Raw genomic sequence first — 24272 nt, 5'->3', positions numbered from 1 at the left:
CAATTTATGTATCGTCTTATACCGGACTAAATAAAGATCAAAACATAATGGCCCCAACTATAAAAAAGTATTTTATTTATACAATATTTTTGGTTTCTCCTATTGCGTTAAGTTTACATGCACAAAGTACTAAAGGAAACATAACTGTTTCTTGTACTGAAAAATGCGGAAAAACTTCGTCGACAACCTTAAACCAAAAGAATGATATAGCTGATAAACGTATCAGCAAATTAGATGATAATTCTAATCAGTTAATAGCAGGGCTATCCATCCCCAAGGATAGCCTTTCTATGGCAGCTGAAACGAATAGTCAGACCTCTACAAAATGTCAGGAAAATTCATTATTATCTGGTTCTTATTCTGTCCTTGCAAAGGATATTATTGAGAACTATAAATATGACTTTTCTGAAACATTTATTGATATTTTGTTTTTTGAAAATATAGATCTTGCCAGAACACGTACTATATGATTCGAAAAACTACTTTAACTTTTTTTAATTGTATTATAATTTTAGCACTTCTTTTTCTTTCAGAAGTAAATTTATATGCGCAATCATCAATATCTCCTCAACAATTACCTTTTAAGGATATTTGTGCTGGAGATATTGTTGATGGCGCTAAATACAATGAATATCTAGCGACTTTTTCGTATTTAAATTTTGCTTCAAATGTTACTTTTTCAGTTCAATTGTCTGATGAATTTGGTAGTTTTAATAATCCAACAGCCACTACAACACTTGATGTTATTCCGTTATCAAGTACTGAGCAAACAATTAAATTTGCAATCCCCAAAACATTAAATGGTTCCAATACTTATAGTTTAAGAATAGTGAGTAGTAACGGAATTAATAGTCCAAGAGCACAAAATTTCTCTGGTATATATTCTTTTTCAGCCTATTATAAAGACTATGTATCTTCGTTTTTAATTAATAAAAATAAAGACACTGCTACTTTATGTTCTGGAGGGAGTTTTACCTTAACAGTTGATAATCTTACTCCTGAAGTAAAGGAGTCATCACCTGCAAATTATCCGAATATTAAATATAAATGGTATAAAGACAATGTTCTAATCTCAGGACAAAATTTATCTTCTTTAGTAGTTAATTCGGCAGGTGTTTATTTTGCAGAACTTGATTACGGTGAATGTTCTAGTGTGAATTATAGTTCAAATAGAGTTACTGTTACTTCTTCAAGTTCAGGATCAGGCGTAACCATTAATTCTAGTCTTGGAAATCCATTTTGTTCAAACGGAACAGGAACAGTTTTAACGGCTACTGCTGGAAATTCATATAAATGGTTTAAAGATGGGAAAGAGATTAGTGGAGTTACTACTCGTACATATACTACAAATGAGTCAGGAACTTATACCGTAGATGTTGATTTTGGCGGTTGTAAAGCTACAGGAAGTATAAATCTAAGTTCTAATGGATTTAACGCCAGTATCGATGTTGCAGATACAGTTGCACTTGCGGAAGGAGAAACTATAAATGTTAGCGTTACTACTGATGCTACAAGTCCGTCTTATGAATGGTTTTTAAATGACAATCTTATTGCAGGCGCAACAACTAATACTTATCTGGTAGCCGCAGTAGGTAGTTATAAGGTTAAAATTTCACAGGCTTTAGGCTGTATTGCTACAAAAGAATTTCCTTTTAAAGTAACCGGACCAGCCCCTCCGGCAACGGTAATTCCAAATATAGTAAGCTTAAGCGGCAGTTATCCGTATTGGAATATTCCAGATGCATACAAAACTGCAAGTACAAAAGTTATAATTATGAGTTCAAACGGAGAGATTATGTTTGATGATGTTGGAAGCAATTATGACCCCCAGGTCAATTCGTTTATTAAAGATTTTAAAAATGTCAATCCGGTTTATTACTACGTCATTCAATCAGACACAGGTGAAAAAAAAGGATCAATAACTGTGATAAAATAATATGAAGAAAATCCTACTATTCATAACTTTATTTTACGGTTTTTCAAATTTACTCTATTCCCAGGAAACTACTGAGAATGGAGTTGTTTCGTTTTCGTTACCTATCAGAAATTCGTTAAAGTTTAATAGATATTTAATCAACCCAACATTTAGTTTTGTTCGTGAATCAAATCCATATATAAGTTTTTATAATAAGAGACAATGGACGCAATTTGATAATGCACCAAATACTTATTTATTTAATTATTCAGGCCGTTTCAGAGAGAATGAAGCTTTTGCTATAGGATTGTTTCAACAAAATTATGGTCTAATGACCGTTTTTGGCGGAGTAGTCAATTTTGCCCATAATATCGTTTTGGAACAAGACAGTAATTTAACTTTTGGTTTAAATGTAGGTGCTTATCAAAGTGGTTTAGACAAAGGAAAAATTATATCTGACGATCCAAATATTTTAAATGGAGATTATCCTTCAAATACAATGCTTACTGTAAATCCTGGTATTAACTACGGTACTGCTTTCCTTGATTTCGGATTATCGGTAAACAATCTTATTCTGTACAATTTCGGTGGCGGAATGATAAAAGAAGATCCGGAAAGAGCGATTGAACTTCACGCAATGTATACAGGATATCTTGATAGTTATGGTTTTTTTGACAGAAGTAAATTTTCCGGAATTGTAAAAACGGAAATCAAACAAGATAAAACAGTTCTTTCAGGACTTGCTATGATCGCCATTCCACAAGGAGTCTGGGCACAAGCAGGATATAATACTTTATATGGTGTATCAGCAGGTCTAGGTGTAAATATTTCGCCAAGTATTGCTATTGAATATAACTACGAAAGAGGAATGGGTAATTTCTCGAATTTGGGTGGTTCACACGAGTTTGTAATTGCTTATAAATTCAAAAACAAAAATTACTATTACGGAGATGATGACGAAGGTTCTCTTATAGATCCGGCTAAGTCAAAACCAGTAATGGCTAAAAAGGCAACGACCGCACCAGTTACGAGAGTAGATGGTGCTGAAAAAGCAAAATTAGCTGCTGAGGCTAAAGCTAAGGCAGATGCAGAAGCACAACAAGTGAGGTTAGCTGCTGCAGAAAAAGCAAAAGCAGACGCTGAATCTGCAAGGGTAAAATTGTTAGCTGATAATAAAGCTAAAGCCGATGCAGCACAAGCACAAAGATTAAAATTAGCTGCCGATGCAAAAGCAAAAGCCGATGCTGAAGCTACTGCGAGAAAAACGGCTATTGCAGCTAAACCGGCGCCACAAAAAACAGCTGCACAATTAGCCGCTGATAAATCAAGAGCTGATGCTGAAGCTGCTGCCAGAAAAACAGTTGCTACGGCTAAACCTGCACCGCAAAAAACAGCGGCACAATTAGCTGCAGACAAATCAAGAGCAGATGCTGAAGCATTAAAAATAAAATTAGCTGCTGATGCGAAAGCTAAAGTCGATGCTGAAAATGCTGCTAAAGTGAAAACCGCAAGCACACCAGCTGCGCTTCAAAAAACAGCGGCACAATTAACTGCTGAAAAAGCGAAGGCTGATGCCGAAGCTGCTGCAAAAGCAAAATTAACTGCTGACAAATCAAAAGCAGATGCTGAAGCATTACAAGTTAAGTTAGCTGCCGATGCAAAAGCAAAAGCAGATGCTGCTGAAGCGAAAAGAAAAGCCGATGCAAAAGCAAAAGCTGAAGCTGCAGATTTACAATCAATATTAGCTGCCGATGCAAAAGCAAAAGCTGACTCAGATGCATATCAGGCGAAATTAGCTGCTGAAACTAAAGCCAAAGCTGCTGCTGACTCAAAAACCAAAGCAAATATTGATGCTGCAAACAAAGCAAAACTAGCCGCTGCTGCAAAAGCAAAAGCTGCTGAGGATGCTGCTCTAAAAGAAAAATTAGCTGCCGATGCGAAAACGAAAGCGGATGCAGAAGCAAGACAAGCGTTAATCGCTGCTGAAGCAAAAGCAAAAGCCGATGCAGAAGCATTGAAAATAAAATTAGCTGCCGATGCGAAAGCGAAAGCAGATGCAGATGTATTACAGGCAAAATTAGCTGCTGATGCCAAAGCAAAAGCTGACGCAGAAGCATTACAAGCAAAACTTGTTGCTGACGCCAAAGCAAAAGCTGATGCAGAAGCATTACAAGCAAAACTTGCTGCTGATGCCAAAGCAAAAGCTGATGCGGAAGCACAACAAGCAAAACTAGCTGCTGATGCCAAAGCAAAAGCAGATATGGAAGCGTTGCAAGCAAAATTAATTGCAGATGCAAGAGTGAAAGCAGATGCTGAAGCGACTGCTAAATTAAAAGCAGAAGCAGAAGCAAAACAAATACAATTAGCTGAAGAAGCGCGTGTGTCAAAATTAGCTGCTGATGCAAAAGCAAAAGCAGATGCAGAAGCAAAACAAGCAAAATTAGCTGCCGATGCCAAAGCAAAAGCAGATGCAGAAGCACAACAAGCAAAATTAGCTGCTGATGCCAAAGCCAAAGCTGATGCAGAAGCACAACAAGCAAAATTAGCTGCCGATGCCAAAGCAAAAGCTGATGCAGAAGCACAACAAGCAAAATTAGCTGCTGATGCCAAAGCAAAAGCGGATGCAGAAGCACAACAAGCAAAATTAGTTGCTGATGCCAAAGCCAAAGCCGATATGGAAGCATTGCAGGCAAAATTAGCTGCTGATGCTAAAGTAAAAGCAGATGCTGAAATAACTGCCAAATTGAAAGCTGAAGCCGAAGCAAAACAATTACAATTAGCTGAAGAAGCCCGATTGGCTAAACTTGCTGCCGATGCTAAAGCGAAGGCCGATGCAGAAGCTTTACAAGCTAAACTTGCTGCAGATGCTAAAACAAAAGCCGACGCCGATGCTTTAAAAGCTAAACTAGCTGCCGATGCCAAAGCAAAAGCCGATGCAGAAGCTTTAAAAGCAAAATTAGCTGCCGATGCTAAAGCGAAAGCCGATGCGGAAGCTTTACAAGCAAAACTTGACGCGGATGCTAAAGTGAAAGCCGACGCCGACGCTCTAAAAGCTAAACTTGCAGCAGATGCCCAAGCGAAAGCAGATGCGGAAGCTTTAAAAGCAAAATTAGCAGCCGATGCCAAAGCGAAAGCAGATGCAGAAGCATTGCAGGCTAAACTAGCAGCCGATGCCAAAATCAAAGCCGATGAAGAAGCCCGTCAGGCAAAATTAGATGCCGATGCCAAAGCGAAAGCCGATGCAGAAGCCTTACAGGCAAGACTTGCTGAAGAAGCTGAGTTAAAAGCAAAATTGGCGGCAGATGCTAAAGCTAAGGCCGATGCTGATGCTGCGGCAAAATTGGCAGCAACTCCAAAGGATGATTCGGCAAAAGAGATTGAGGCTCTATCCAAAGCTATTGAAACAGCTATTAAAACGCAAAAAGAGTTGTTTGCTCAGTTTACTTCAACGGTTGCCAATAAGCAAAAAGACCTTGATGACTTAAGAGAAGAGAATGATTTAAGTGAAAAAGGAATCTATAGAGAGCCTAAGCCATTTAAAAGTGTTGCTGCAGAAAACAGTCAATTAGAAGCTTTTAAAGTGCAGCTTGCGGATGCAAACAGAACATCAAAAGAAGAGCTTAATAAGCTTACAAACTTATACAACGAGAGACTTAGAAAAGTTCCAAATAAAAACGACGCTTTAAACAAAGCCTATCTTGAAAAAATAAATGAGTTAAAAGCGGCTCAATTAAAAATGGAACAAGACAGTGCTGCTTTATTAGCGAATTTAGAGCGAATTAAGGCTGAAACTGAAATTGAGAAAAGACGTAGAATTAAACGTGCAGCTTACGAAAATGATCAGGGAAGATACAATCAGGATCTTGCAGCGCTTAAACGTATTAAGGAAACTACAAAAGTTAGTAGTACACCATTAGCAGCAAGTGATTTTGATTTTGGTGAAGATCAGTCAAATATGCAGATTATCAAGAATATCAAGAATTCTGAAAGTGGTTATTATATGATTATCGCAGTTCACAGCAGTGTTGAAAAAAGAGATGAATTCCTGACTAAAGCAGTAGCTTCAGGGCGCTCAGACATTAATTTCTTCTACAACATAGCTACAAGTAAATATTATATCTATTACGAGAAATTTGATGGTTTACCAGAAGCAACTAAGGCATTAGAAGCAAAAGGTAACAAGCCATACAACGGGAAAATGGCTATTGTAAAAGTGGAGAATTAATAGAGTTAAAGTCGGTCCTCTTTTTTGGGAGGACGTAATAATAATAAATGTTATAGAATACGAAGTGTTTTATTCAATAATGCCCCTTAAAGAATAAAATGTAAGTAAACAAAAAAAAGATTATGAGAAAGCCTACTAACCTAAGATTGATTTTATTGACTTTGTTTTTATTACAAAGTTATTTTATGCTAGCACAAAATCATATACCTTTTACTTCAAGGTTTGATACGAGTATTAGAGGAGATATGATGCTTATTGGTAATAGTATTGTTAATAGAGATAACAATAAGACAAGTGAGTATGCGAACGATGCTTATACCGGAACTACAGATAATAACTCGGAGAACATGCAATATGTTGATATTGATAATGATCCTGATACTTTTAGTTCAAGTTCTGCAAGCTTAAAGGTGCCGAATGCGAGCAGAGCTTGTTACAAGATTGTGTATGCTGGATTGTATTGGTCAGGTGTTTATACGCAAGCTTCTTTAGATAACAAAACGGTAAAGCGAACTGATTTAGGTGAGGTAAAGTTTAAGCTTGCCAACGAAGCGACTTATAATAATATTACAGGAACGTTAATTTACGATTATTATAATAATACTCCAAAAACAACAAATGGTGATCAAATACCTTATGCTTATTATTATAATGCAACAGACCTGCTAAAAGCTTCAAAAAACCCTGAAGGAGAATATACAGTAGCAAATATTAATGCTGCTCGCGGTAGATTAACTAATGGAGGATATGCAGCAGGATGGTCCTTGTTTGTTATTTATGAAGATCCAAACTCAAGTGCAAAATATATTACTGCCTACGATGGATTTAGCTGGATTAAATCTGGTGGTACTCCTTTGACTTATTCAGTTTCAGGTTTTAAAACCATTCCAACAGGTAATGTAAAAGTAAAATTAGCTTTTGCAGCTTTAGAAGGAGATGCAAATACGAAGGACGATACTTATTCTATAAATGGTACACAGGTTTTCACAACCGAGCGTAAAACAAACAATTTCTTTTGTAGTGTTATTAATGATCTTTCAGGAATTAATCTCGCAAGAAAGCCAGCCAGCACAAATACACTTGGTTTTGATGCAGGTATTATCGATTTGAATAATACCAATAATGCTATTATTAAAAATGGCGATCAAACAGCTGCTTTAAAATTAACGACAAGTGGCGATGGTTATGGTGTTTATTTTAATGCTTTTAACGTAGAAGTTATAGCCCCTCAAATTGCTCTGACAAAAGTTGTAAAAGACACCGACGGAAACGATATCGGAGGAAAGAATGTGACACTTGGTCAGCAGCTGCGTTATGAAATTACTATTCAAAATAAGGGTAATGATGATGCAACTTCATTAGTTATTACTGACCAGTTGCCAATAAACGTTATTTTTAATCAGTCAAACGACTTACTTCCGTTACCAGCTGGAATAAGAGTTAAAACACCTTATGACCCTGCTACAAGAAAAATTGTTTTTGAGGTAACAGATCCTAAATTAATAACAAAGAATAATCCTACTGTAAGTACTATTGCTTTTAAAGTTCAGGTTGTTCCTGATTGTCATTCGTTAAGTGAGGCTTGTTCTAACAGTATCGATAACCAGGCCTTTGCTACTTACAAAGGTAAGGAAAACACCAATTTTTCAATCGATGAAACAGCTCCGCAAGGAAGTGTTAATTCAACTGAAGGATGTGCTGTAACACCAAAAGCCACAAACTTTTTAGTAGGTATAGACGGTTGTCAATATACAGAGAACGTAACTTTATGTACAGATAGTGTTGATCTTATTCCTGCAAAAGGATATGAAACGTACACATGGTATAGTGATGCTAAAATGACAAATAAAATTGGCGTAGGAAATCCATTTAATGTGACCAAAGAAGGAACATATTATGTGTATAACTTAGCAGCAGCACCGTGTAGATCTATCTCCCAATCTTTTGTGGTAACTCGTTTTAAAAGTACAAGTCCAAATCCTGTACTACCTTTCGCAAGTGAAGTTGTAACTTGTGCTGATAACGGAAAACCATTTCCAAACATTTATTTGTGTGGTGGTAATGATAAAAAAGAAATAAAAACAAACATCTTAGATGCGTCCAATATAGTATGGGAGCGTTTCGTTGAAGGTAGCTGTACAGTAGCAACAGGTAAAAACTGTCCGAACGAAGCACTGGCAAGTACTGGAAACCCGAGTGAACTTTGTAAATGGGAGCAAGTAGGAACAGGATCTGATTATACTGCAAGTACAAAAGGAAAATACAGATTAACGGTTACCTATAAAGGTGGAGTCTGTTTCAATCGTTTTTATTTTGATGTTTATAAAAATGATTTAACTCCAACAGAAAAGCACACCGATATTATTTGTTCAACAAATGGTAGTATTACTGTTGAAGGTGTTCCGGATGGATATGAGTATGCAATCAGCAAAGATCCAAATGGAACTATCGGAGCATATCAGCCAACTAATGTATTTCCAATAAGTACTCCTGGTTCTTATACTGTGCATGTTAGACAAACTAATGTAACTACTTTTCCATGTGATTTTACAGTTGAAAACATTCTTATCAGAAAAAGAGATATTGATGTTAAGACAGTTATAAAACAACCTCTTTGTGCAGGTGCTAAAGGTAGTGTTGACGTTGCTGCAAATAATGTGAATCCAAATTATACTTTTGTTATAGAACAAGGTAATACAACAGTTCAGAGCGTTGGACCAATTTCTCAAAATAATACAAAATTCGATTTACTTGCGGGCGATTATGTACTTACGGTAACTACTGCTGATGGCTGTAGTAATATAAGTGATGTACATATAGTTGCACCGGATCCACTTACTGCGACTTATGATGTAAAATCACTTACTGCTTGTTCAGATGGAGAAATTACAATAAACCCTAAAGGTGGTACGTCACCTTATTTTTACTCTATAAATGGGGAGCCGTTTGTTTCTTCTGATGATAAAATTACGGTTAAAAGTCCAGGTGGAAGCTACAGTATTATAGTTGCTGACAGTAATGACTGTATTTATACAATTCCAACATTTTTAGTAAATCCTATTGCTAAACCAACAGTTACTATAAATCCGAAAAATTTAAGTTGTTACAATGCTAAAGAAGGAGAAATTTCAATTACAGTTACTCCTGCAGATTCTGGTTATACAGTTTCCTATAGTGTTGCGGGAGTTGCCGGCGGAGCATATACATCTTTGCCAACAACGGGCTTATCAGTTGGGGATTATAAGGTTACTGTAAAATATACAATAAACGGAGTAGAGTGTACTGACCCGGAAAAAATTATTAAGATCACAGGACCCGCAGCTATGCTAACTGCTTCTGCAGGTGTTGCTGAATTATCAGGCTGCGGCCCGACAGGAAATACTAAACAAGGAATGGTTAGAATTACCAATCCTCAGGGAGGTGTACCTTTTCCTGCACCAAATTTATACAGATATAGTTTTGACGGAGGAGATACTTATATTACAGATAATTTTGCCTACATAAACCCAAGCACAACTCCTATTACATTATATATTAAAGATGCTGCTGGGTGTGTTTTCCCAATGTCAGGTATTATTTTAGACGAAAAACCGGCTGATCCTACGTTTAGTGATCCTGTTTTAACTTATAATTGTAAGGGAGAAGGTACAGCTACAGTAATGGTTAATGCCGATGCAAGTCCAAATTATAACTATTCTTACTATTTAGGTAAACCGGATCCGGCGAATCCTTCTAATTACATTTATACTTTAAATACAAATTCTCCGGCTAATATATTTAAAGATATTCCTGTTGGAGATTATAAAATTAAAGTCGAATATAATTTAGTTTCAGCCCCAACGTACAGTAATTTATTGAGTGAGAATTTTGCGAACGGAGAAGATACTACTTCGCCTGGAATTAATAATGTTTACTGTTTTGAAAAACAGGATGCTATTGTTGACTGTGATAAATTAAAAGTTTGGCATCCTTGGTTAATGAACGATGGTGAGTATACTGTTACAAAAGGTATTCTTACTGATCATGATCCGGATTTTGGATGGATAATACCAAAAGACCATACTAATACTCCAGGCATAACAGATGGAAGATATTTGGCAATTAATATTGGAGGTGTACAAGAAGGTATTCCTGTTGGAACAGTTATATATAGTAAGCCAATTCACGATGTTATCCCGAAACAGGATGTTAAAGTTACTTTTTATGCTTTAAATTTATTAAAAAGCTCAAATGCAAAAGCAGCACCAGATTTAACAATCGAGTTAAGTAAAAATGGAACAGCAGTTCCTGGAGCTTCTGTAAAAACAACAAAAATTTCTCAGAATGAGCAATGGAATAAAATTGAACTTACAATCAATCCAGGTGATAATACAGATCTTGATTTTGTAATTAAAACTAATATTGCAATTGTTGATGGAAGTGATTTGGCAATTGATGATATTTTAGTTTATCAATTACCAAAATCATGTTTGCAGGATAAAACTTTAAGTCTAAAAGTTCAAACTGGACAAGCATTTTCTGCAGAAGTTACTAATGTTAATGGAGTTAAATGTAAAGGAGATGAAAACGGTACCTTTAGTATTGTCGCTAAAAATTTTGATACAACAAACGGATTCTGGTATACTTTAAACGGTTCAGCTACAACTCCTACGTGGGTAAAATCGACTACTTCTCCTGTTGTATTTACAGATAAAGCAGCCGGAAGTTACGATATTAGAGTTAGATATGATAATAGTGCTACTTCTTGTAATTTCACTATACCAACTTTAATTCCAACACCTGATGCATTTGTAGTTGATGCGAATGCTACAACTCCAACTTGTAAAGTAGGTGCTACAGTTACTGCATCAGCAGTTGGTGGTAATGGAGCTTATACTTTAACACTTACAGATAAGAACGCGCCTTTCACTAGCAAGGTTTTTCCAAGTGATGGAATATTAACAGATATTGCCCCGGGAACGTATACCGTATCTGGAGTGGATGTAAAAGGATGTTCAGATTCAAGAGATACTGATTTAGTAATCACTGCTCCGGTGAAACCTACAGCAGAGGTAGTTAAAACTGCAGGTTTATGTTTTACGACAAATGCTGAAATCACGATAAAAATTACAGGCGGAGTGGGTAAATATACGTATCAGGTAAGTACAAATGGAGGAGCTACTTACAGCACACCAAGTCCTGCTTTTGACGGACCTACATTTACATATACTGCTACAGCTCCTGCGACATATGACTTTTTAATTACCGACAGTAACAATTGTGAGGCTATAGCGATAAGTCAAAAAATTGATAAAGCAATTACGGCTAAGGCTGATGTCACGGCACCATTAACTTGTAAAACCGGAAGTGCTGCAAATGCAACTATCGAAGTTAAGATTGATGGAGGGACAGGTCCATATAATTATACAGTGACCAATAAAGATACAAATGCTGTATTAGTTAGTAATGGTACAACTCCAGGGCCAAGTTTTACTTATCAAGCAGCGACTGCTGCCACTTATGTTTTTGTAATTAAAGATATAAACGACTGTCCTATTACCATAGAAAAAACAATTAATGCAAAAGAGGAGCCAACAGCAACATTTAAAACAGAAAACGTAACTTGTTTTAATGCAGCAAATGGTTATATTGACATTACTGCAGAAAACGGTACCGCGCCTTTTACATACCAGTTTAATGGAACGGGTGCTTTTACATCTACAACACACTATGGTTCTTTAGCAGGATCTGTTGCAGGAACTGACTATTCATTTACTGTAAAAGACGCTACAGATTGTACGAAGACTTATACATTCAAAGTATTTCAGCCGGCAGATATTGTAGCTACAGCTTCAATTACAACTCCTTACACTTGTCTTGCAAATGCAATAATTACTGCATCAGTAACATCAGGCGGAAATGCTGGTGGTTTTACTTATGTGTTAAAAAATACAACAGTTAGTACTACAGTTGCTGTAGCTACAAACAATACAGGTTTATTCGAAAACTTAACTGTTCCGGGAGATTATACTGTTACTATTACAGACAGCAAAAGCTGTTCTAAAACGGTTACTGCTGGAACAATTGTAGCATTGAATCCTCCAAAAGGAATGACACTTACTCCGAGCGCGGTTACTTGTCCAAGTAATACATCGAATGTAACGATTACGAATGTTGTTAATGACGCTGGTGTTGCTGTGCCAACTGCAGGTTTAGAATACAGAATTAAATCTCCTACACCTCCAGGTACAACTACATATCAACCAGGCAACAGCTTTAATGGTTTAGCGGCTGGAGTTACGTATGTTTTTGAAGTAAGAGATGCTAACAAATGTGTTTACGAAAAATCAATTGAAATAAAATCTTTGCCTGCTATTACCGTAACAGTTAAATCTTCTAACAATATTTCTTGTTTAGGTTCAACTGATGGAAGTGCTGTATTTACAGTTACAGGAATGGGTAACAGTGTTGGTTATTCTTATAAAGTAGATGCATTGCCAACTGTAACAGGGTTAACATCTCCTGCAGTTGGAAGTTCATTTGATATTTCTGTCTCTAATTTAGGAGCAGGAACTCATACTATAACGGTAACAAATACATCAACAACTTGTTCAGATTCAGAACCGGTTACTATTTTGGCACCAAGTACAGTGTTGAAATTTGACCCTTATGGATTAACACACGTTACTTGTGATAATAAAGGAGCAGCAACTATTAATGTAGTAGGCGGTTGGGGAACATATACTTATACTGTAACACCAACGTCTCCAGCAGGAACAGCAATTACTCAAACTTCTAGTAATGTTTTTAGTAATTTAAATGCTGGTGATTATAGTGTTTTAGTGAAAGATTTAAATGGTTGTGAAATTACCTCAACATTTACTATCAACCCAAAAGTTGATCCAGTTGCTGCTATAGATGCAGCTGCAACTGATTTGTGTGCAGGTGGTGCAGGAGCAACTATTACAGTTACTCCAAATACTCAGACAAATTATGTATACAAGATTAACAATGGAACATTTAAAAACGATGGGACTTTTACAGGATTGATTCCTGGTGAATATATTGTTACAGTAAAAGATATTTCGACAGGATGTTCAATTCAATTAACCAAACAAGTAGTAGCTACTCCAGTAGTAGTTACAGATCATAAAATAACTAAAAAATTAGACTGTAGTACTAGTACAGATGCTGTTATTGAAGTTACAATCGGTGATGGATATCCTGATTACAGATATAGAGTAAATATTAACGGAGCTGGTTTCCCTACTGCTTATACAGCAGTTGGAACAGGAGTAACAACGTTTACTTATCCTGCTTCTGCTTCTGGATCTTATGTGTTTGAAATTTTAGACAGCAAAGGCTGTAAAACTGGCTTTACAGAAAATGTTGCGGCTAAAGTAACACCGGACTTTACAACGAATATTATTCATGTTAAATGTTTTAGTAACCTTACAGGAAAAATCACTGTAAATGCTACTCCAGTTTCTGGAACATACGAATACAGTAAGGATAATGGAAGTACTTGGCAGTCATCTAACGAATTTTTAGGATTAGGCGCAGCTTCATACACTATTGTAGTTAGAGATACCAATACAAAATGTTTTGTTAGCAAATCAATAACAGTTAATGGACCGGCAGCTATATTTGATGCTTCAGCAATTGTTTCAACAGTATTAAAATGTGGAATCAACAATGCTTCACAAGCGGCTATTATTACAGTTACTGCTTCAGGAGGAACTCCTTATACAGGAGTAAATCTGTACAGATATACTTATGATACTGGAAATCCTGCTACATCAGTAACTTTAACAACTTCTAATACATTTACAATTAATGCTCCAGGTCTTGTAGATATAACGGTTACAGATGCAAATGGATGTACTGTACAAACTTCAGCAACTGTTGTGGCATTAACTCCTCCAACAGCTTTAGCTTTTACAGCTCTGGCTATTACTTGTGAGGCTACCAAATTAACAACTGATTTAAAAGTTGATGTTACAGGTGGTAAACTACCTTTGAAATATGAAATTACAAGTTATACAGCAGCAGTTGCCCCAACAGGTGGACTAGTTGCAACAAATATAAATGCTAACACCCATACCTTTACTGGTTTAGTGGCTGGAACGTATAATTTTACCATAACTGATGATAACGGATGTACTGTAAAAGACAGTAAAACAATTGATGCTGTAACTCCGATTCAAGTTAACGGCTCAATTACTAAAAATGTTTCTTGTAATAATCTTGCGGATGCTACACTTGCATTTGATGTATCAGGAAATATAACAGGAGGTTATACATACGAATTAAAAGACGGTACCGGTACAACAATTACGGGTGGAAACCTAGTGGTTAATACTATTACTTATACGAACTTAAAAGCTGAAACATATACCTTTACTGTTATCAATGATGCTACAAAATGTCAAGCAGTAAAAGTGCTTACGATTGCAAACCCTGATCCAGTTACAATTGCAAGTGCAACAGGCCCTAAAGTATTCTGTGATAGAAATAATACAACAATTACTGTAACTGCTAGTGGCGGAACAGGAACGTTATATTATGCTGTGGTAAAAGCTGGAACAACACCTCCACCTGCATTCCCTGCAGATTATACTACTTCAAAAACATTCCCTAAAAACACTCTTGTTGATGGCGAATCATATGATGTATATGTAAGCGATGCGAAAGGCTGTTCTGCTACAACAACAGCTACTATTGTTAGAGATGCTGCGCCAACAATTGTTGATCCTGCAGTAACTTGTTTTAAAGCAGGCGGTGCACCAATTACAGTAACTATATCAGGTACGGTATATGGAGGTGCTATTCAATATGGAATTGATGGTGTTTATAACACTGATCCAGTAAAAACTATATCAGCTCCTGGCGATTATGTTTTAAGCGTAAAAGACAATAACGGTTGTGAAGCCAAAAAGACTTTACACGTAAATAATCAATTAATACTTACTGTTACACCAAATAAGGAGGTAACTTGTACTGCTACATTACCTGCAACTACAGATGCAAAAGTTACTTTATCTGCTGGCGGTGGTAATAGTACGTACACTTATGAATATAAACTGGGTACAGGTGGAACTTACACTCCAATAGTACCTGCAGGTACAAATGAATTTTATACATCAGCAATTGGCGATTATTACTTTAAAGTAAAATCAGATGGATGTGAAGCTGAATCTACAGTTCCTTTTGTCGTGACAGATCCTGTAAAACCAGTAGCACATGCTGATGTTACTAATTTAAGTTGTTATCAATCTGCTGATGGTATTGTTACAATTGTTCCAACGGCCGGAGTAGGTCCATTTACTTACATTTTTAACGGTGGTGCACCAACGAACAACTCTACATTTTCTAATTTACCAGCTTCTACAGGTTTAGGATATCCATATACTATTATTGACAGTAAAGGTTGTCCATCTGACATTGCTTATGCTATTGTGACAGAGCCAGCTCAAATTCAGTTTTCATATACAACGGTAGACATGACTTGTCCTGGTCCAACATTAGGTTCTGTGACGGTCAGTACAATTACTAATGGAGTTGGTCCTTTTACATATGAATTAAGAAATGCTGTTACAGGCAGTATTATTGTAACAGGTCAGTCAGGAGCTTCAACATATACTTTTCCAAATTTAAGTTATGGAGATTTTATATTGACAGTTTCTGATATTAATGGATGTAGTAATTTTAAAGATGATGTTAAAATTGTTGCTCCGCCAAATGAATTAGATATTGATTTAACGACACCAATTGCAACTTGTGCAGATGGTGCTACCATTATTGTTGAAGTTAACCCGCTTGTTGTTCCAGCAATTCCACTATATGAATTTGGTATTTATAATTTGCCAATAGCGCCATTTACAACAAGTTTATTACCTGCTGATCCAGGTTTTCCGATGAGACGTACTTTCACAGGACTAACACCGGGAGTTACTTATACTTTTGTGGTATATGACCCAACTACTAATTGTTATTATTTTGAAAAAGCGGCTGGTCCAATAGCTCCAATAACTTCTTTAGCTAGCGTAGCTACTACTGTTCCGGTAGCTTGTAAAGGAACTACAACAGGAGGCGTATCTATTAGCTTAAGTGGTACAACTGCAACTCAGGTGAATTATGAAATATTTGTTGATCAATCTGATGTTACTACAAATATTACGGGTACAATTACAATGCCGACTACAGTACCAGTTAAGGTATTGGGTCTATCTCCTGGTACTTATTATGTGAAATTCACAGAAGTAGATGGTTCAAATACAGGTTGTACTTCTTCATCACTTCCTTTTGTTGTAACGGAGTCAGCGGTTAATCTTACAGTAACCGCAACATCCCCTAAAAATGACAATTGTAAAAATAATGCAGGTCAGGTAGTTGCGACTCCAAAAGGAGGAACAGGTCCATTTAAGTATATTATTAATCAATCTGCTACACCGCTGTTAGTAACTGATGCATGGGGTGCAGATAATGCTAATATATTTAATGTAGAAGCAGGTTTTTACTACGTTTGGGTTAAAGATGCTTATGATTGTATCAATTTTACTACGGTTACAGTTAATCCAGACCCAACGCCTCTAATTAATAATTTAGCAATAGTAGACAAATGTGCTGCTGAAGGTGCTTTTGAAGTTAGAGTTACAATGACAACTCAAGGTGTTGCCCCATATTACATAAGTGTAAATGGTGGAGATTTCACAGAAATTACAGACGCTGTACCTTTCCCTTATACCATTAAAGGATTAAATTCCGGTCCAGTAGATGTAATTATTAAAGATTTTAATGGTTGCGAGTCGCCATTAGTGCAATCGCCAATTATACCAACACCTACTGCAAGTGCACAAGTAACTAAAGTATTAGATTGCTCTGTTGCTGGAAATGCAGTAGAAGATGCTACAATTACAATTAAAATCGAAAAAGGTACTCTAGGGTATTCTTATGAGGTTAAAAAAGGTGCAGCAGCATATGCTCCGTTTATTCCAACAACTACAACTGTAGCTGCGGGTGTGACGACGATTACATACACAGTTGCTCCAGCGGATGCTGATGTATATCAATTTAGAATTACTGACGCAAACAATTGTCGAATAGAAACTGCTCCAGTTATTATTGATGCAATTGTGCCAATTGCTCTTGATATCCCAATAGAAATACAGCCATTATGTAACGGTGTTGCTGAACTTGGTTCTGTGGAATTAGGTGCAAGTGGTGGTAAAGGGCCTTACACATATTCGTTTAATGGTTCATTATTTACTTCAAAAACACTTTATGATGTTGTAGCTGGTCCATACACCTACATTGTAAAAGATGATTTAGGTTGTGAATTATCTGGTTCAGGAACTTTAGGAACACCTTCTGCTTTAGCTTTTGATGCTCCGATTATTATACCGCTTAGCTGTGGTCCAGTAAATGTTGCTCAATCTGCGACGGTTACTTTAGTAGCTCTTGCAGGAACTGGAACTGGTCTTTATAAATTTAGCTTTAACAACAGTGCATTTGATTTTAACCCAACCTATACAGTTGTTGAGGGTGATGCAGGTAAGGTTATTCCATACGGAATTCAAGATGCCAATGGCTGTGAAGTGTTTAGTTCAGTTACAATTACACCATTAAATCCTCCAAAAGGCTTTACCCTTACTCAAGGACTTGCAATTACTTGTTCAAGAGCTAACACAACTGTTACTATTTCAGGAGTTATTGATGGGGCAGGTACATTATCTTACCAAATTATTTCGCCAACATTAGTTAATAATCTTAACAATCCTGTATTCTCAGGACTGTTGCCAGATGTGGAGTATATATTCCAGGTAACAGATGGTAATAACTGTACTTTTCAAAAAAATCTTAAAATTGATAATTATATCAATATTGATATCGTAGAACAATCTACAGATGGAATTACGTGTTCGACTGCAGTTGATGGAAAAGCAAGTTTCTATGTATCAGGATTTGGTACAGGTGTAGGAACGTATCATTATATTCTTGATGGTTCAGCTACCGCTGTAACTGGTTTAACCAGCTCAACAATTAATTTGACTGGATTAGCGGCAGGACCACATGACATTGAGGTATTCGATGATGAGACTGATTGTCATAAATTAATAACGTTTACTATCGCAGCACCGCCTGCAGCATTAGTTTTAGCACCGCCTGTAGTTACGCCATTAGGCTGTACAACTTTTGGTGCAGTTACTTTAACAGCAATTGGTGGATGGGGTGATTATACGTTTACTTTAACGCAGCCAGATAATACAACTATAACTAATACAGATGGTATTTTCGAAAACCTTACTCAATTAGGTTTCTATGATGTTGCAGTAAAAGATGCAAACAGCTGTACGGTGACAGTAACAGATTCATTTGAATTGCTTGTTGCTCCTAAACCAACATTAACAATTGATACAACATCTGATTATTGCTATTACAATACAAACTCAACGACTTTAGTAATAACTGCGAATAGTACATCTACTTTCCCAGTGACGTTTGAGTATTCTATTGATAATGGTGATACATGGCATACATCTAATACATTCGATAAATTAACTCCGAAAACGTATTTGATAAAAGTTAGAGATAACTATGGCTGTGAATCTGCAGCAACTAGTACTGACATTAAAACTCAGCTTTTTGCGTCGGTAGAGAATAAAGGAGACATTTTCTGTACGAATGTTGATGGAACCATTAGAGTAAGTGCTCTTGGCGGTTACCCTGATTACAGTTATACTGTAGCTATCAATGGAGGTTTGCCTTCTGCTAAAATTCCTTTTGGAGCAGGTTTCTCTTTTGTAGATTATTCAGTTAACGCAGCAACTCCGGGAAGTTATGTATTTACAGTTTATGATTCAAAAGACTGTGCATACCCAATACCAGCAATCGTAATGACTGCACCAGCTCCTGTTGTATTTACAGCAGTACCTACGTCACCTTACTGTGCCCCTTCTACTCCTTCACAAGGGAATATAAGCAACGGTTCTATCTTGTTTACTTTAACATCTACTGCTGATCCGAAATATACGTACTCTATTCAGCGTACAATACCGGCAGGAGGTGTTTTAATTACGCAAGACACACCTTTATTTACAGGATTAATTGCAGGTACTTATACAGTTAACGTTACGTCTGGAAGAAATTGTGATGCTCCAACTACGGTTGTCATTGCTGATCCTTCGCTAGTTGTTGCAACTGCTACGCCAGGTGCATTTACTTGTGCTAGCCCTGCAAATACCTTAAATGCGACTATAGTTACCGTAACTGGTGCTGGAGGTGCAGGAACAGGTGCAGTAGGTGATTACACTTATAGTGCTGACGGAACAAATTGGAAAACGACAAATACATTTAATGTTATTGATAACCAAATGCCGCAAACTTTAACGTATTTCGTTAAAGATGCAAATGGATGTATTGATAGTGATCAAATTACGATAAGTCCTTTCCCAACATTAAAAACACCTACATTAACAAGAGTAACACAAATTGCTTGTAATAATACGGGTGAAGAAATTAATGTTCAAATTAATGGTGGTTCAACACCTTATAATTTCAATTATCAGGTTTCTGTTGATGGCGGCGCTTTTGGTCTTCCTGCAATTCCAGTTACAGCCGGAACAAATTCATTCACTTATATAGCTCCGTTAGCGGGTCATATTTATCATTTAAAAATAAATGACTTAAATACAGGTTGTTTCATTATTTCTGATGCTTATGAAGTTCCGTTATTCAATACAGCAAAAGTTATTGCAACTCCTGCTGAAATGATAAGCTGTTTTGGAAATGCTGATGGAAAAATTACAATCAACATTACAGATTACAAGGGACCTTATACATACCAAATTTACAATGGTCTAACTCCTTTACTTGTTACTCCTGGAAATGGAAATTCTGCTACAGTTAATCCATTTACTATTCCAACAGGTTTAGCAGCTGGAACAGCTTATACAATTAGTATTACTGAAACGGCTTATCCACTCTGTACTGTAGTTTCAAATAATGTTATTATTACACAGCCTCCAGTTATAGACTTATCTGCTTTGGTTATTACTAATGTAAACCAAAACTGTAAAACTACTGGTGCTGTGTTAACAGTAGATGCTTCTACAATTATTGGAGGTACTCCTGGATTTACATATGCTTTTGTTCCTGCGGGTGCAACTCCAGTTGCTGGAGATTACAACCCAGAGAATACAAAAACAATCCCAACTACGAAAATAGCTCCAGCGTTTGATGCTTGGGATGTTTATGTAAAAGATAAAAATGGTTGTCCTGAGCACGTAACAGTAAATATTTCACTTGATCGTATGCCAGTTATTACTAATGTAACTGTGGCTAGTCAATGTTATAATGCCGCTGGATATAGAATCGATGTGGCAGCTAATGGAGTTGGTACTCTAGAATATAGCTTAGACGGAAAACAATTCCAAAGTAATAATTTCTTTACCGTGTTCTCACCTGGTGATTACACAGTAACAGTAAGAGATAAAAACAAGTGTGAAGTTATAGCAACGACTCCTGTAAAAGTTTTAGATCCTCTAACATTACGTGGAGAAGTAACTAAAATGTCTACTTGTACAACTGCTGATGGCGAAGTCACATTATATGCTGGCGGTGGTTCAGCTACTACGCCTCCAAGTTATGTTTATACAAGAGATAACTGGACTACAATTAGTTTAACCCCAGTATTTAGCGGATTAGCTCCAGGAACTTATATCTTTAAGGTAAGAGATACTGGAACATCACCAACTTGTGAAAAAGAAATTTCTATAGAAATCGAAATTCCTACACTAGTTACCGGAATTGTGGCAACACCAAAAGCGGTATCTTGTAATGGTTATGCAGATGGAAGTATTTTTGTAACAATTGCAACATCAAATGATAACCCTATTTACATGTACAGTCTTTCTGGTCCAGTAAATAGAGTGCCTCAAAAATCACCAATTTTCAATGATTTACCATTTGGTACTTATACAGTAACGGTAACCTCAGGAAGAGGTTGTATTGGTACAGCTCCAGGGGTAATAGTACCACAGCCAGCTCTAATTGTAGTAGCAAAACCTGCTGTAACACAATATACATGTTCTACAGGTACTAATGCTGCTCTAAATGCAACTATTACGGTTGCTCCGGGCTCTGTAACTGGTGGTAATGGTAAGTATGTTATCTACGAGTTTGTCAGAGATGGTGTTACTGTTCAAAATGACGACAGAAACACTTATACTGAAATCGACAACTTAGGTGGTACTTATGTAATCAATGTATTTGATTCTAATAACTGTCAAGGTTCATACGTTTCAGTTACAATTGATCCTTATGTTGGTATTGCCGACTTGGATCTTGATGTTACACCAATTAACTGTAAAGATGATGAGTCAGTTCAGGTAACTGCAATTGCAACAAAAGGTACATTGCCAACCTTAAGTTATACAATAGAAGGTGTTAGCCCAACAGTTTATCCGCTGACAACTAGTCCGACTGGATTGTTTACGGGATTAAAAGTTGGAAACTATAAAATTGTGGTTACAAATCCGGTAACAGGATGTAGTATCGAAAGATTCCATATTGTTAATGAGCCAAATACATTCAAATTTGTAGCTTCTGATATTAAGAATGTTACTTGCTATAGTGATGAAGATGGAGCAATTACATTGACATTAGTAGATAATATTACAACTCCAAAAGATGATGCAGGTAGATTTAGTTATGTTATTACTCATGAATCCGGAACGGTTCAAAGTGGTGCAACTACAACAAAAGAATTAAAACTTTCTAATCTAAAAAAAGGTAGTTATACAGTTGTTGCGACATTACTTGATCTGCCTTTCTGTCCAGTTGAAACTCAATTTAGAATTGACGGGCCTGCAGCAGAATTAGAAATTAAAGCGTCTAAAAAAGACATTACTTGTGTATCAGGTAATGATGATGGAGAAATCCGTATAAGCGCTCAAGGCGGATGGTCAGGAGATTATTTATATAAATTAGATGGTCCGGTTACTGTAGATTTTTCTACTCAAAATATATTCTCAGGATTAAAAGCAGGATTGTATACAGTTTCTGTTAAAGATGCTGGTGGTTGTATTGATACTGATCAGGTTAGATTAGTAGTTCCAACACCAATTGCGGTTACAGCTTTATCAGACAAAACATTATTATTATGTAATGGAGATTTAAGCGCTACGATTACAGTAACTGCGGTTACAGGAGGTCAGGGAAGTAATTATTTATATACTTTAAATACTACTTCAGTTACTCCTGTAAGATCGACAGGACCTCAGGCTACACCTTCATTTGCAGGTTTAGGCGCAGGAACTTACACGGTAACGGTAACTGATGGATTTAATTGTATAGGAGAATCAGCTCCAATGACAATTACGGAACCTTCTGAAGTTAAACCAAGTTTGAGAGAGTCTAGAAAAAGAACATGTCTTACAGATACTGAACTTACCTTAAGTGCGGTTGGTGGTACGCCTCCATACACTTATAGTGGTGATAACGTAACATATTCAACAGTTCCATTTACAAGTTCTGTTTCGTTTGATGTTGCTCCGGGAGTTTACAAATACTATGTGAAGGATGTTAACGGATGTGTTGATTTTGTTTCTAATGAAATCACAATAAAAGCTGTTGAGCCATTGTTGGCTAATTTAGATATAACAAACGCTGTAGTATTATGTCGTGAAGATCCAAGTGGAGTAATTGTTGCAAATGCTTCAGGCGGATTAGGAAACTATCAATACATCTTGCAAGATGGTGCTGGAAACATACTAAAAGGACCACAGTCAGATGGTAGATTTGCAGATCTTTTAGCTGGTGATTATAAAGTAGTTGTGAAAAGTGGCGATTGTGAAACTTTACCTGAGTCTGTTACGATTGATCAGCCGAAAGAAGTATTCTCAGCTGAATTTATTCCAACTGCAGTTAAATGTTTTGGCGGAAATGATGGACAAATTGAAGTAATCGGTAAAGGAGGAACGGGAACTTATAAATACTCTATTTCACCTAGAAACGATCAATTCTTCGACAGCAACATTTTTGAGAAATTAAAAGCTGGTTTCTACACCGTGATAGCAACTGATGAGCATGGATGTTATGATACGGAAGTAGTTGAGGTAAAACAGCCTGCCGCACCACTTTCAGTTGTTGAAACGCCTGGAATGACTATGCCTGAGGAGTGTGCTGGAGACCTTAATGGTGCATTTACAATTGACCTTGCAGGTGGTACACCACCATACATGGTTAGTTTAGATAATCTTAACGGTCCTTATCAATTGGTTAACGGAACACAACATACATTTGAAAATCTTGCAGGAGGTATCCATACGGTGTTCGTGAAAGATAATGGAAACTGTCCTCAGGAATTAGACGTTAATGTACCGATGCCGGTAACGCTTAACCCAATAGCAGAAGTATCATATGACTGTGTTAACAACACACAAGCTAACATGGTTACAGTTACTGTTGATGCCAGCAATACTGATCTTACAGAAATTGATTATGCACTTGACGGAACAGGTACTTACCAACCAAGCAATATCTTTACAAATCTTGCTCCTGGTAACCACTATGTTACAGCCAGACATACAAATGGTTGTGAAGTTCCAACAGTAAGCTTCGAGATTAAGGCATACACCCCACTTGGAATCAAATTGTCTGATGGACAACCTGAAATGAACGTAATCTCGGTTACAGGAACAGGTGGTGCTCCAGCTTACGAATACAGTTTCAACGGAGAGCCATTTACTTCTTCTAATACTTATAAAATCTACAAATCTGGAGATTATGTAGTGGTGGTTAGAGATCAAAATGGTTGTACGGCAACTATTACAATACCAATGGTTTACATTGATGTTTGTTTAGACAATTACTTTACTCCAAACGGAGATGGTGTTTATGATAATTGGGGTCCTGGTTGTACCAATATTTACAACAACCTTGAATTCTCAATCTTTGACAGATACGGTCGTGTAATTGCTAAATATCATTATGGTCAAAAATGGGATGGAAGATACAATGGTGAAGAATTACCATCAGGTGATTACTGGTATGTTCTTAAACTAAATGACGAGAAAGATGCAAGAGAGTTTGTTGGACATTTCACTTTATACAGATAACAAAATAATGCCCCTTAGGATGTTGTCTAAAAAA

General features: G+C 36.7%; 4 protein-coding genes. All 4 read left to right on the top strand.

What is annotated here, in order from left to right:
• Window positions 1–47: 47 nt before the first annotated feature.
• Window positions 48–470 (top strand): hypothetical protein, encoded by a 423-nt coding sequence (locus ASC72_RS23085; protein WP_056196626.1) that lies wholly within the window; start codon window positions 48–50, stop codon window positions 468–470.
• On the top strand, window positions 467–1936 hold the full coding sequence (sprC, locus tag ASC72_RS23080) for a gliding motility protein SprC (RefSeq protein WP_056196623.1): 1470 nt from the start codon (window positions 467–469) through the stop codon (window positions 1934–1936). The genes ASC72_RS23085 and sprC overlap by 4 nt, the downstream gene beginning before the upstream one ends.
• Window position 1937: 1 nt before the next feature.
• Window positions 1938–6140, top strand: coding sequence for a type IX secretion system membrane protein PorP/SprF (locus ASC72_RS23075; RefSeq protein WP_056196620.1), 4203 nt, complete (start codon window positions 1938–1940; stop codon window positions 6138–6140).
• A gap of 122 nt (window positions 6141–6262) precedes the next feature.
• On the top strand, window positions 6263–24238 hold the full coding sequence (locus ASC72_RS23070) for a T9SS type B sorting domain-containing protein (RefSeq protein WP_082564387.1): 17976 nt from the start codon (window positions 6263–6265) through the stop codon (window positions 24236–24238).
• Window positions 24239–24272 lie beyond the last annotated feature (34 nt).

Origin of the sequence: Flavobacterium sp. Root420, assembly GCF_001427905.1 — a bacterium.
GTDB lineage: Bacteria > Bacteroidota > Bacteroidia > Flavobacteriales > Flavobacteriaceae > Flavobacterium.
Note: the sequence above shows the minus strand (reverse complement) of the source record. Positions and strands in the feature narration are given on the sequence as shown.